Source organism: Tamlana sp. 2_MG-2023 (assembly GCF_030548465.1).
Taxonomy (GTDB): Bacteria; Bacteroidota; Bacteroidia; order Flavobacteriales; family Flavobacteriaceae; genus Pseudotamlana.
On record NZ_JAUOSF010000005.1, the window covers coordinates 314,038 to 327,582 of the forward strand.

Annotated in this window: 8 protein-coding genes, 1 pseudogene and 1 riboswitch; of the genes and pseudogenes, 7 read left to right on the top strand and 2 right to left on the bottom strand. The window is 34.9% G+C overall.

Going from position 1 to position 13,545, the window contains the following annotated elements; translation table 11 throughout:
• Positions 1 to 115: 115 nt before the first annotated feature.
• From Q4566_RS10845 to Q4566_RS10860, 4 genes and pseudogenes are all read left to right on the top strand, one after another.
• A pseudogene (locus Q4566_RS10845) lies at positions 116 to 274 on the top strand (MarC family protein); the annotation flags it as partial.
• Positions 275 to 534: 260 nt separating this feature from the next.
• Positions 535 to 1,449 carry an alpha/beta hydrolase gene (locus Q4566_RS10850; protein WP_303421038.1) on the top strand — a complete coding sequence of 305 codons (915 nt, stop codon included), beginning with the start codon at positions 535 to 537 and terminating at the stop codon, positions 1,447 to 1,449.
• Positions 1,450 to 1,760: 311 nt separating this feature from the next.
• A complete protein-coding gene (locus tag Q4566_RS10855) occupies positions 1,761 to 2,228 on the top strand; it encodes a DUF3124 domain-containing protein (RefSeq protein ID WP_303421040.1) in 468 nt (155 codons plus the stop codon).
• A gap of 213 nt (positions 2,229 to 2,441) precedes the next feature.
• Positions 2,442 to 3,674 (top strand): family 16 glycosylhydrolase, encoded by a 1,233-nt coding sequence (locus tag Q4566_RS10860; protein WP_303421042.1) that lies wholly within the window; start codon positions 2,442 to 2,444, stop codon positions 3,672 to 3,674.
• Positions 3,675 to 4,293: 619 nt separating this feature from the next.
• Here Q4566_RS10860 and leuB read toward each other — a convergent pair.
• Both leuB and Q4566_RS10870 read right to left on the bottom strand, forming a co-directional pair.
• A complete protein-coding gene (leuB, locus tag Q4566_RS10865) occupies positions 4,294 to 5,412 on the bottom strand; it encodes a 3-isopropylmalate dehydrogenase (protein WP_303421044.1) in 1,119 nt (372 codons plus the stop codon).
• A gap of 55 nt (positions 5,413 to 5,467) precedes the next feature.
• Positions 5,468 to 6,643, bottom strand: a complete 1,176-nt coding sequence (locus Q4566_RS10870; protein ID WP_303421046.1) for a 2-isopropylmalate synthase — start codon at positions 6,641 to 6,643, stop codon at positions 5,468 to 5,470.
• 148 nt (positions 6,644 to 6,791) lie between these two features.
• Here Q4566_RS10870 and Q4566_RS10875 point away from each other — a divergent pair, with 148 nt between their 5' ends.
• The 3 genes from Q4566_RS10875 (at position 6,792) to thrA (ending at position 13,463) form a co-directional block, all read left to right on the top strand.
• Positions 6,792 to 8,348 carry a hypothetical protein gene (locus tag Q4566_RS10875; protein WP_303421048.1) on the top strand — a complete coding sequence of 519 codons (1,557 nt, stop codon included), beginning with the start codon at positions 6,792 to 6,794 and terminating at the stop codon, positions 8,346 to 8,348.
• Positions 8,349 to 8,471: 123 nt separating this feature from the next.
• Positions 8,472 to 8,573, top strand: a riboswitch (SAM riboswitch).
• A 185-nt stretch (positions 8,574 to 8,758) separates the two neighbouring features.
• Positions 8,759 to 10,033: an O-acetylhomoserine aminocarboxypropyltransferase/cysteine synthase family protein gene (locus tag Q4566_RS10880; RefSeq protein WP_303421049.1), complete on the top strand. Its 1,275-nt coding sequence runs from the start codon at positions 8,759 to 8,761 to the stop codon at positions 10,031 to 10,033.
• A gap of 31 nt (positions 10,034 to 10,064) precedes the next feature.
• A complete protein-coding gene (gene thrA, locus Q4566_RS10885) occupies positions 10,065 to 13,463 on the top strand; it encodes a bifunctional aspartate kinase/homoserine dehydrogenase I (RefSeq protein ID WP_303421051.1) in 3,399 nt (1,132 codons plus the stop codon).
• The last annotated feature ends 82 nt before the right edge of the window (positions 13,464 to 13,545 follow it).

The following is a 13,545-nucleotide window of genomic DNA, read 5'->3' on the forward strand; positions in this document are numbered from 1 at the left end:
TTACTTTAAAAACTAATGCCCCATCCCCTTGATGGGATCATAGTGGGGGCGTCCACAATACTTTTTTAATTTTTTACAATGATTGGCCACTCGTTACAAACGAACGGTAGCAGTGGGAGTAAATTGTTTGATACTTCTTGGTGCCAATCATCTTCAAAAAAGAATTGGGGACTATGGGGTTACGGTTATTAGTAAAATCATGGGCTTAATTCTGGCAGCCTATGCCGTACAGAATATCTTAACGGGTATAAATAGCTACTTTCAAGGGGTTTAGTTAGGTTTGGTTTCAAACATGAATTAGGACTATGAAAGCTGCATTTATCAGAAGTTAAGTTTTAACCAATTTCAGAATAGTGTAAAATAGGACTTCGCATACTGGTTTTTATCTGTGTTCAGTCGTTTTTTTGAGTTAGGGGGTGTAATTATACACCTTGGTATTTTTTGTCATATAAATCATTTCTCGTATCGATTGATTTGTATAAGTGACCGATAAATAAATTTGTAAATTAGTAGTCGGAATTTTAACCACACAATATGATATCAAGGTGCTTAATCGTTTTTATTATAGGTCTAGCTATGAATAATAGTTATTCGCAAAACAATATTTTTGAAATATGGGGCGATAACATCCCAAATAGCAAAGAAACCCCCGAAATTGAAATTACTGAAGTTACCGATATAAAAAGAATTTCATTAGTAAAAAAACCGACGCTAGAAGTTTTTCTCCCTACAAAGCAAAACGCTACAGGTAAAGCTGTAATTATTTGTCCTGGAGGTGGGTATAAGGTCTTATGTTATGACTGGGAAGGAACAGATATTGCAAAGTGGTTTAATAGCAAAGGGGTTGCTGCATTCGTGTTAAAATCTAGATTGCCATTGTCGAAATCATTAATTGTACCTCATGAAGCACCATTGCAGGATGCACAACGTGCTATAAGATGGGTAAGACAGCATGCAGAAGAGTATAATGTAAATCCTAATAAAATTGGAATTATGGGGTTTTCAGCGGGAGGACATTTAGCGTCAACTTTAGGTGTGCAGTTTGATACACCTAATAATTTCAAGGAGGCATCCATTGATACCATTTCCGCACGACCAGATTTTACTATTTTGATTTATCCCGTGGTTACCATGAAGGATAACTTTACACATAAAGGGTCGCAAAATAATTTGTTAGGAAAGGATGCAAGTGATGCATTGAAGAAAAAGTATTCTAATGAATTACAAGTCACAGAAAATACTCCACCAACATTTATAATACATTCAGGAGATGATAGTGTTGTTCCTGTAGAGAATAGTTTGCAATTGTATAAAGCGCTTAAAGATAAAGGGGTTAGTTCAGAAATGCATATTTACCCATACGGTGGGCATGGTTTTGGCTTAGCCTTGGAAAATGGTTACTTGCAAACTTGGCCTGATCGATTGTTTGATTGGATGAAGAGTTTTTAGTTTTAATTTAAAGTTTATCGTTTAATTACAAACAAACATCCTTCTCCGGGGAATTGCAAGTGCTGCGCTTTTAAGGACTTTCTAGTTTAGTTTAATTGGTTTGTTGACTAACTCAAATAATTAAATAATCTTGCAAGACATTGAAAAGGAGGCCAAATTAGCCGGTTTTTCATACCTAAGATTGGATGCCGATTCTAAAAACCGAAAGCTTTGTAGTTATTTTGAAAATCAAGGGTTTAGGTAAGTAAGAACAAAGCGATTATCGATTTCTAGGTGTAATTTGTACGAAAAGAGGATTAATTTTTAGTTTAGTGGCGTGTAATGAGGAAAATCAGATAAGCTCTTTGCATCCTGAAAATTGGTCGAAACGAACGATTGATATCAGTCAGAAGGACAGTCTTCAATTTGGTAAATCTTATCTGTCTATTTATTATCAGATTTATAGTTTATCGGAAAATAAGACTCACAATTTAACCGCTATGGTTAGCTTAAGGAATACAAGTGCAGAAGATACTATTGATGTTGAGAACGCTAATTATTACCATACTCATGATGAATTGGTAAGAACATATTTTGATAAAATTATTTTCTTAGCACCACTTGAAACAGCTGAAATCATAATCGATGAGGTTGATATTTCTGGAGGGGTGGGTTCAAATTTTATTTTTGACTGGAAGATTCCTCAAGACTGCTCAGAACCCTTATTTGATGGCGTTATGAATTCAACCGTTGGGCAGCAAGGATTATCATTTACAACACAAGCAGTACGTATTAAATAATATGGCAGAATATGTTAGAATTTAAGTTTGAACCAATTTTAGATAAGTTTAAAGTAGGACTTCACTTATTTGCTGTCAACTTTGTTCAGTTTATGTCTAGTTATTTGAAAGTTCCAACACGAGGTTTTAAATTAGTTTTGAAGACTATACTTAAGCAAAAATCATGTGTGTTTTTGTTTATAACGTAATTTGACTAAATTAAGATTAAATATTATGGTAAAAGCAACAAAATTATATGGATTATTAAGTGCGATTCTATTGGTGGTTGGATGTAGTAGCGACGATGATTCTTCTACAGAAAATCCAACAATAATACCTACAACTATTTCCTCAATTACACCGGAGAAAACATCGGTTTATTCAGAAATTATTGCTGGAGGAAAAATTACAACGGGTACAGATGATATATCCATTTCAGAAAGAGGGGTTTGTTGGAGTATATCTGATAAGCCATCAGTTAGCGATAACAAATCAATATCAGATAGTAATTCTACCGATTTTTCAGTAACCATTACCGACTTAGATGGCAGCCAAACATATTATCTGAGCGCCTATTTCATTGCTAGTGATAAAATTGAATATGGTGAGGTAAAAGAAATTTTAACGGATGAAATGCCAAAACCTTCAGGGCCTGTTGACTTTTTGCCAAGTCCAGGAGAGGGTAAAGAATGGGTAATTCAACCTAAATTTACTAATGAGTTTAATTATGAAGGAAAAACTGCCGAGTTTACAGATAATTGGCAGGATAAGTTTTTTAATGGTTGGACAGGACCTAAAAAATCAGGCACAGCTACAACTTCAACTGAATATACCCCCGAGAACTCATCAATAGAAGGAGGAGAGCTTGTATATAAAGCTACCATTAATGGTAACAATGTCCATACAGGTTGTGTGACCTCGAAAGAGAAGGTTGGCTATCCGTTATATATGGAAGCTCGTGTAAAAATTAGCGAGTCTTCATTGGCTACTGCAGTTTGGTTATTAAGCGATGACTCGACCCAGGAAATTGATAATTTAGAAGCCTATGGAGATAAATCCAATACTTATTTTTCTGAACGTTTGCATTTAAGTCATCATGTTTTTATTAGAGATCCTTTTCAAGATTATCAGCCAAAAGGTGAAGAAACCTATTACGCAGATGGTAAAGGAACAAAATGGGCCGATGATTACCATGATTATGGTGTGTTATGGTTAGACCCATGGACTTTAAAATACTATGTTGATGGAGAATTGGTGAGAGAAGTACCTACAGATCAAATTGATCCTGAAAATTACACTAGTGGCACAGGCTTAAATAAAGATATGTTTTTAATTATATCTGCTGCAGCTCAACCATGGAGAGAAACAGTTGGTCAGGTTGATGATTATACAACCGATCCTTCAGTTATTAGTTCAGAAAGGTCAACTTCGAGATTTGACTACATACGTACGTATAAACCAGAATAATTATTTGTTCGTTTATAATCTTGATATGCTTATCTCAAAATAGAACTGACCTATTAGCATGTCATGATATTTTTTAGAAATTTCCTTGCTCCAGTCTGTGACTACTACAGGCAACATAATAAGGGATAACCTATATATATGAAAAAGTAAATCGTCTAAGATAACCTCTTAGACGATTTACTTTTTATAATTATTTCTAACTACTTGGAGGTGTTGTTTTGGATCAAGAAACATCATTAAAACTAGAGGTGTTAGTATATATGGTTACACGATTCTGGTTGGGGATGTGCGGTTACAATTAATCCAATTTCTTCTTTAATTTTATCAAGACATTCCAAATGTAGAGTAGTTCAAGTATGTGTTTTGTTTAAAATGAGCGAGAAGATGTTCGTAGACCTCAACAAGATTTTTTTCTTAAGGATTTAGTCTTTAATTGTTGAAATTAAAGTTGCATTTTATAGTACGATTATTAATAGACTCATGGTAAAGCCCTCTAATGTACTAGCCTTTTCCTCTTTTTTAGTCTATGACTATGTGAAATTAAAAAAGCGCATCGAAGAGATGCGCTTTTAAGGACTTTCTAGTTTAGTTTAATTGGTTTGTTGACTAACTCAAATAATTAAATAATTGTGGATTGTCCTAAATGTATATTAGTAAAGTTTAGATTGGTCTCGTCTGGATTGTGAATGAAATCCTCAATAAAATCGCCAACTTTCGTTGTGCTAATATGATCGTATTTGTTGTTTAAATCTGGTGTGGTAATGTGAAGTTTCAAAGACTTGTCAACACCTTCTCTCACACGGTTTGCTTCTTCATCTAAACCAAAATGATCTAACAGCATGGCTGCCGATAAAATAGAAGCAATAGGGTTAGCTATGCCTTTATTAGCTGCTTTGGTATAAGCACCGTGAATAGGTTCAAACATAACATGCTTATCACCTATAGAAGCTGAAGCTAATAAGCCTATCGAGCCTACAATTACACTGGCTTCTTCAGAAAGTATATCGCCAAACATGTTTTCTGTTAAAATAACATCAAACTGCCTTGGGTTGATAATTAAATCCATGGCCGCATTATCGATGTAAGTGTAATCTATTTTAACATCAGAATATTGCTTAGCTATGTCCTTAACCACACGACGCCATAGTCTTGAGCTTTCTAAAACATTCGCTTTATCAACCAAAGTTAATTTGCGTTTTCTCGATTGTGCAGCTTTAAAAGCGGCGTGAGCGATACGCTCTATTTCAAAACGTTGGTATTCACAAACATCGGAAGCGGTGTTGCCATCTTCGCTAAGGTGTCTTTTTCCGAAGTAAATACCACCAGTTAATTCTCTATAAATAACAAGGTTTGTATCCTTTATTGCCTTTACTTTTAATGATGATTTGCTTAATAAATCTTCATAAGCAATTACAGGTCTGATGTTGGTATGTAATCCCAATGCTTTACGAAGTCCTAAAAGGCCTTGTTCTGGACGCACAGCTGCATCTGGATCTTCATCGTACTTTGTGTTACCTATCGCACCAAATAAAACAGCATCTGCTCTTTTGCAAATTTCAACCGTTTCATCAGGTAAAGCTGTGCCTGTTTTTTCAATGGCTGCGCCACCAACTAAGGCTTTTTCAAAAGTAAATACGTGATCAAATTCCATGGCTATAGCTTTCAAAACCTTAACGGCCTGAGCTGTAACTTCTGGTCCTATACCATCTCCAGGTAATACGCCAATATTTAACTTCATATTTTACTTTTTTATGTGATCATTTCCGCGAAAGCGCAAAACCATCTTTTATACCTTAAGCAGAAATAATTTCTTTATAAACCTTGCTGCTTGCTACAATTTCGTGGATGTCTTCATCATCAACTTCTTTTTTCTTATCTGCAAAATCTAAAAAGATGGTGTAGATTTCATCCAATTGAAGTTTTGTTAATTCGTAACCTACCTTTTTTGCTCTATATGCTAAGGCAGCTCTACCAGAACGTGCTGTTAAAACAATAGCTGATTCGGTAACACCAACATCTTTAGGATCCATGATTTCGTAAGTTTCACGGTTTTTAATCATCCCATCTTGGTGAATTCCAGAACTGTGAGCAAAAGCATTTGCACCAACAATCGCTTTGTTTGGTTGTGTGTAAATACCCATGCTATCTGAAACCAATTGGCTTAAGCCATAAAGCATTTCAGTTTTAATTCCTGTATCCAAGTTTAAGTAAGGGTGTTGCTTTAAGATCATGACAACTTCTTCTAAAGCTGTGTTTCCTGCGCGTTCCCCAATACCGTTAATGGTACACTCAATTTGTCTGGCACCGTTAATAACACCTTCAATTGAATTTGCCGTTGCCAAACCTAAATCATTATGGCAGTGGCAAGATATAATGGCTTTTTCAATGCCTTTTACATTTTCTTTTAAGTACTTAATTTTAGCACCATATTCACTTGGTAAACAATAGCCTGTTGTATCAGGAATGTTTAATACCGTTGCACCTGCTTTAATGGCAGCTTCACAGATACGTGCTAAATACTCGTTATCGGTTCTTCCTGCATCTTCAGCATAAAATTCAACATCTTCTACAAAAGTCTTAGCATAAGATACGGCTTTTACGGCACGTTCTATAATCGCTTCTTTAGTAGAATTGAATTTATATTTTATATGAGATTCAGAAGTTCCAATTCCCGTATGAATTCGTCCGGTTTTAGCCAATTTTAAGGCTTCACCAGCTACTTTTATATCGTTCTCTACAGCACGTGTTAAACCACAAACTGTAGCATTTTTTACAATTTTTGAAATTTCTACAACCGATTTAAAATCACCAGGGCTAGACACTGGGAAACCAGCTTCAATAATGTCAACACCTAAATAATCGAGCTGTTCAGCAATGATTATTTTTTGTTCAGTATTCAGTTTACAGCCAGGGACTTGCTCGCCGTCTCTAAGGGTTGTATCAAAAATTTGGACTTTATTATCAGACATTTATTAAAATATATTTTCGTATTGTTCTACGAATGTATATTTTGGTTTTGTAAAAATTCCATTCTACATTTGTTTTTTACGATGTTAAACACATTGATATAACGGTTAAAAAACTGTAAAACAGAAAGTTACGTATGTTTTTATAACTATGACAAGAGATCAAAAAGATAATTTATTTGTTTTAATTAAGTCCTTATCCAAATCGGAAAAGCGACAATTTAAACTTTATGTAGGGCGATTAGGAGTTAATGAAGATTCAAAATTTTTGACTTTGTTCAATATTTTGGATAAGTTAACCACTTATGATGAAGCAGTAATTTTAAAAAAGGGCATTGTTAAGAAGCAACAATTGTCTAATTTAAAGGCACATTTATATAAGCAAATCTTAATTAGTTTACGTTTAAATCCATCGCATCAAGATGTGCGTATTCAAATTCGAGAACAGTTAGATTTCGCAACCATTCTTTATCATAAAGGATTATATAAGCAGAGTTTGAAAATTCTAGACAAAGCTAAAAATTTGGCTATTGCTAATGAGGAGAAGAACGCGGCTTATGAAATTGTAGATCTTGAAAAAGTCATAGAATCTCAATACATAACGCGTAGTTTAAATAACAGAGCCGATCAATTATCGATTGAGGCTAAAGAATTAAGCAGACAGAATGTATTGGCCAGTAAGCTTTCAAATTTATCACTTCAGTTATACGGGCAGTTTTTAAAAACCGGTTATGTTAAAAACGAAGCGGAAACTAAGAGAATCACCGATTATTTTAATGCAAGATTACCTAAATTTCATATCAGTGAATTGGGATTTAGAGAAAAATTATGGCTTTACAAGTCCAGACTTTGGTATAGTTTTTTAACGCAAGATTTTTTAGCTTGCTATAAATTTTCTAGAAAATGGGTGGAGTTGTTTTATGAGAATAAGGATATGATTGTTTTAAATCCTGTGTTTTTCTTGAAAGGGAACAATTATTTACTAGAATCTCTGTACTACATTAGGCATTACAGAAAGTTTAAATCTGCTTTATCTCGTTTTGAAGCCATTACCAAAGAAAAATGGTTTCCTGCTGATGATAATATTGATGGGTTAACGTTTCTGTTTATTTACAATAATAAATTTAATCTTCATTTTATAGAAGGAAGTTTTAAGGAAGGCTTACCTTTAATTGATGAGGTTTTAGAGCGTTTAAAAAACTATAAAGATCGCATTGATGAACATCACATTATGGTGTTTTATTATAAGATAGCGAGCATGTATTTTGGTGCTGGTGATAATCGAAAATGTATTTATTATTTAGAAAAAATAATAAGTAATAAATCATTGCAAATGCGGGAAGATTTATTGTGTTTTTCAAGAATTCTAAATCTTGTAGCGCACTATGAAGCCGGTTTGGATTACAACCTTGACGTTTTAATTAAGAGTACCTATAAGTTCTTAATTAAAATGGAAGATTTATATGAAGTGCAAAAGGAGTTCATTAAGTTTTTACGTGGCTTAGGCGATATTTATCCGCATGAAGTGAAAAATGAATTCATTAAGCTGCATAAAAAATTAAAGGAATTTGAAGATGACCCTTACCAAAGTCGTGCCTTTTTGTATTTAGATATTATCTCTTGGTTAGAATCTAAAATTGAAAACAAACCAATTGGCGATATTATTAGGAATAAGTTTATTTTGATGGAGAATCGCAATATATCTTAAGGTTTTTTCTGTGGAATAATTAAAGGGTTATTGCTGAATTTATAAAATAACCCTTAAAAAATTTGGATATTAACTTTTTCTGAACGAATATTTGCATTCACAAAGTTCAAAAAACTTACTGAAATGTTATCAAGAAAGGCAGAGGGATTAGACCCGTTGAAGCCTTAGCAACCCTTTACCTGTAAAGAAGGTGCTAAATTCTACCCTTGATCGGATAGATAACGAAACGAAATTACCTACTGTAGTTTCTAAATTCTTTATAACATTTTTCTATTAAGCACACGGTCAATAATCGTGTATTTTGACTTTTTGGTTTCTCAAAGACCCTCAGAAAATGGTTTTTTCTGTGTTCTTTGAAATTTTCATTCTCGCGAAGGCGGGAATCATTATTAACTAAAAAAATTAGAAAAATGAGTACACAAAAAATTGCAACAGACGCATTACACGCCGGACATGATTTTGCAGCCAATGGCGGAACAAGAGCCGTTCCTATTTATCAATCATCATCGTATGTTTTTAACAATTCAGACCATGCGGCGAATCTCTTTTCATTAAAAGAATTAGGGTTTATTTACACCCGATTAAACAATCCAACAAATCAAATTTTACAAGACCGCTTAGCCGCTATTGAAGGTGGTATTGGTGCGGTGGTTTTTGCTTCAGGGACTTCGGCAATTTCAACAGGCTTACTAACTTTATTAAAAGCAGGCGATCATATTGTAGCGTCAAGCAGTTTGTATGGCGGAACTTATAATTTGTTGAGCGTGACTTTGCCTCGTTTGGGTATTACCACAACTTTTGTTGATGGTTCTAATCCAGATGAATTTGAAGCCGCTGTAAAAGACAATACCAGAGCGTTTTTTGTAGAATCTTTAGGGAATCCGAAATTAGATGTTTTAGATATTGAAGCCATTGCGGTACATTCAAAAGCAGCAGGCGTTCCTTTTATAGTAGATAATACGGTGGCAACGCCAGCTTTACTAAATCCTATTAAGCACGGTGCGAATATCGTGATACACTCGTTAACGAAATATATTGGCGGACAAGGAACATCGCTTGGTGGTGCTATTATTGATGGTGGTAATTTTGACTGGGCAAACGGGAAATTTCCTGAGTTTACAGAACCTTCAGCCGGATATCATGGTTTAGTATACCACGAAGCTTTAGGTGCAGCTGCTTATACTTTTAAATTAATTTTAGAAGGTTTAAGAGATTTCGGTGGAGCTTTGAGTCCGTTTAACGCCTTTCAAATCATACAAGGCTTAGAAACTTTGCCTGTTAGAATTAAGCAACACAGTGAAAATGCATTGGAATTAGCCAAATGGTTAGAAGCGCAAGATGACATTGCTTGGGTCAATTATCCAGGTTTAGAAAGTAATAAATATAAAAAATTAGCCGATAAATACTTACCAAAAGGACAAAGTGGTATTGTGACTTTCGGCCATAAAGGCGGGTTTGATGCCGCAAAAAAGATAGCCGATAACACGAAATTGTTCTCATTATTGGCTAATATTGGCGATACAAAATCTTTAATCATTCACCCAGCAAGTACAACGCATCAGCAGTTGGATGAAGCGGAACAAAGTTCGGCAGGGGTTTCGGCAGATTTAATAAGATTATCTGTGGGAATTGAAGATATTGAAGACTTAAAAGCAGATTTAACAGAAGCTTTTAAGACGATTTAAATTAAGAACACAACGTTTTAAAATATAGCATTTGGAGCAGTCATTGCAACATATTATCATAAAGGATTTCGTTACCGAAAATCAAACCGTTAATCCCGAAATCAATTTAAGTTATCAAGTTTTTGGCAAACCTATTGGTGAGGCACCCATTGTTTTGGTCAATCATGCCCTTACCGGGAATAGTCATGTAGCCGGAAAAGGGGGCTGGTGGAGTGATTTAATTGGAGATGACAAGGTTATCGACACCAAGCTTTACACCGTTTTAGCTTTTAATATTCCAGGAAATGGTTTTGATGGTTTCGTGATCGATAATTACAAAGATTTTGTAGCTAGAGATATTGCGAAATTATTTTTAATCGGTTTAGAAGAACTTAAAACAGGTAAATTGTTTGCTGTAGTTGGAGGTTCGCTAGGCGGTGGAATTTCTTGGGAAATGGCTGTGATAAAACCAGATTTAACGAAGCATTTGGTGGTTGTAGCAACCGATTGGAAATCTACAGATTGGCTGATTGCAAATTGCCAGATTCAAGAGCAGTTTTTACTAAATTCTAAGCACCCTGTTCATGATGCGCGCATGCACGCCATGCTGTGTTACCGCACGCCAGAGTCGTTTAAAGAACGCTTCAAACGTTCTAAAAATGACGATTTAGAGATTTTCAATGTAGAAAGTTGGCTGTTGCATCACGGCGATAAGCTGCAGGAGCGTTTTCAGCTTTCAGCTTATAAATTAATGAATCAGCTGCTTAAAACGATTGATGTTACTAAAGGGAGAACCGAGAATTTTAATGTCTTAGAAAACATTGAAGCTAACATTCATATTGTTGGTGTGGATTCCGATTTGTTTTTTACTGCGGAAGAAAACAGAGAAACTCAAAAACAGTTGGCATTAACACATCATAATGTCACTTATAATGAAATTAATTCAGTGCATGGTCATGATGCCTTTTTAATGGAATATGACCAGCTAGAAAAAATAATAGAAGGCATTTTTGTGCCAAATTCTAAAAGAAAAAGAATGAAAGTATTAAAATTTGGAGGCAAATCATTAGCAAACGGAGAAGGTTTAAACACCGTGCTTTCCATTATAGAAAATAAAGTTAGTGCAGGCGAACGTATTAGTATAGTGGTTTCTGCAAGAGGAACGGCAACCGATGATTTGGAGGAGATTTTAAACAAAGCCTTAAAAGGAAAACCTTATAAGGAAGATTTAGAAGCTTTTAAAGCCTATCAAAGTGCGCCTTCTAAAAATGTTGATTTTACAACAGAGTTTTCCACTTTAGATAAACTTTTTGAAGGGGTTAGCTTATTAGGTGATTATAGTAATAAGACTAAGGATAATATTTTGGCGCAAGGCGAATTGTTATCGGTAAAGTTAATTACAAGTATTTTAGAAGCACGTGGTATTAAAGCGCATGCTACCGATTCGCGTGAGCTTATTAAAACCGATGAGGTTTTTGGAAATGCGCAGCCTTTAGCAAAATTATCTAAAGAAAACACGCAAGCTTATTTTAAGAAGCATAAAGATACCGTGAATGTAATCACTGGTTTTATTGCATCTAATTTAAAAAATGAAACGACCACTTTAGGTAGAAACGGAAGTAATTATACAGCTGCATTAATCGCTAATTATTTAGATGCTGAAGAGCTTCAAAACTACACACATGTTAACGGAATCTACACCGCAGATCCTAATATGGTTGCCGATGCGCAGCAAATTAGAGAGCTGTCTTTTAGCGAAGCGAATGAGTTAGCGAATTTCGGAACCTCTGTTTTACATGCGAAAACCATCATTCCTTTAGTGGAGAAAAATATCAGCCTTCGTATTTTAAATACCTTTAATCCAGATGATGAAGGGACTTTAATTACAGCAAGACCAAGCACCAAAGAAGTAACATCTTTATCTGTTTTAGATAATGTGGCGCTTTTAAATTTTGAAGGCCGTGGATTGCTGGGTAAAATTGGTGTAGATGCTAGAATATTTAAAGCCTTAAGTAATTACGGCATTAGTGTGAGTATCGTGTCTCAAGGTTCGTCTGAACGTGGTATCGGGTTAATTATCAATTCTGATCAAGCGACGCAAGCAGTAATTGCTTTAGAACGTGAGTTTGAAGGTGATTTCTATTCGCAAGACGTTAATAAAATTGATGTGGTTGATGATGTGAGTGTCATCTCCATTGTAGGAATTGAGTTAAGTTCATTCCATAAACCATTCAATGCGCTTATAAAAAATCAAATTACACCGTTGTTATTCAATAATACGGTTACTGGGAAGAACGTGAGTTTGGTGGTTAAAAAAGACCAGCTTCACAAGGCGGTAAACGTGATTCATGGTGAGGTTTTCGGAATTTCAAAAAAGATAAACATTGCTATTTTTGGACACGGTGGTGTTGGTGGTGCTTTAATTAATCAGATTTTAAAATCGAAAGGTGATATTGAATCTCGTAAAGGTATTAACCTCAATATTTTTGCCATAGCCAATTCTAAAAAGCAACTTTTAAGTAAGAATGGCGTTGATTTAACTTGGGAAGATGATATCAAAACAACGGATAATGCAAGTTCACTTGCTAATATTATCGCTTTCGCGAAAGCAAATCATTTAGAGAATTTGATTGCGGTTGATAATACGGCGAGTCCTAGTTTTTACGAAAACTATGTGCCTTTAATTGAAGCTGGTTTCGACTTGGTGTCTTCAAATAAAGTTGCGAATACGGTATCGCATAAATTCTACAAAGACTTACGTGTTGAGTTAAAAGAAAACAATAAAGAATATTTATACGAAACTACGGTTGGTGCAGGTTTACCGTTAATTGATACGATAAAATTATTGCACGAGTCGGGAGAGAATATCACGAGAATTCGTGGGGTGTTTTCAGGGACTTTAAGTTATTTATTTAATAATTTTTCTGTGGAAGACAAAGCGTTTAGTGAAATTATTCAGGAAACGATCGACAAAGGTTTTACAGAACCAGATCCGCGTGAGGATTTCTCTGGAAATGATGTGGCTAGAAAATTGTTAATTCTAGCAAGAGAATTAGATTTGCATAATGAGTTTGAAGATGTTGAAGTTCAGAATTTAATTCCGGAACAATATCAAAATATTTCAGTAGATGAGTTTTTAAAACAATTGGATGTTTTAGATGATGAATTTCAGAAGCTGAAGGCTAACCAGAAACCAGATCATGTACTACGTTATGTAGGTGATTTGTCAGGCGATTTGTCTCAAGATAAAGGAAAACTGGAAGTGAAATTGGTTTCTATTCCTGAAGACAGTACTTTAGGGCATGTTAAAGGAAGTGATGCGATTTTTGAAATATTTACAGAATCTTACGGTGAACAACCTATCGTGATTCAAGGCGCTGGAGCAGGCGCAGAAGTAACGGCGCGTGGTGTGTTTGGTGATATTTTAAGATTGTCTAAACACATTAACTAATAGAGACCGTCTGGTAATTTAACCAGCTTTGACGGATTAGGGCATTAGGGATAGAAGCGGCATCCTTTTTTGGCCTCCTAAA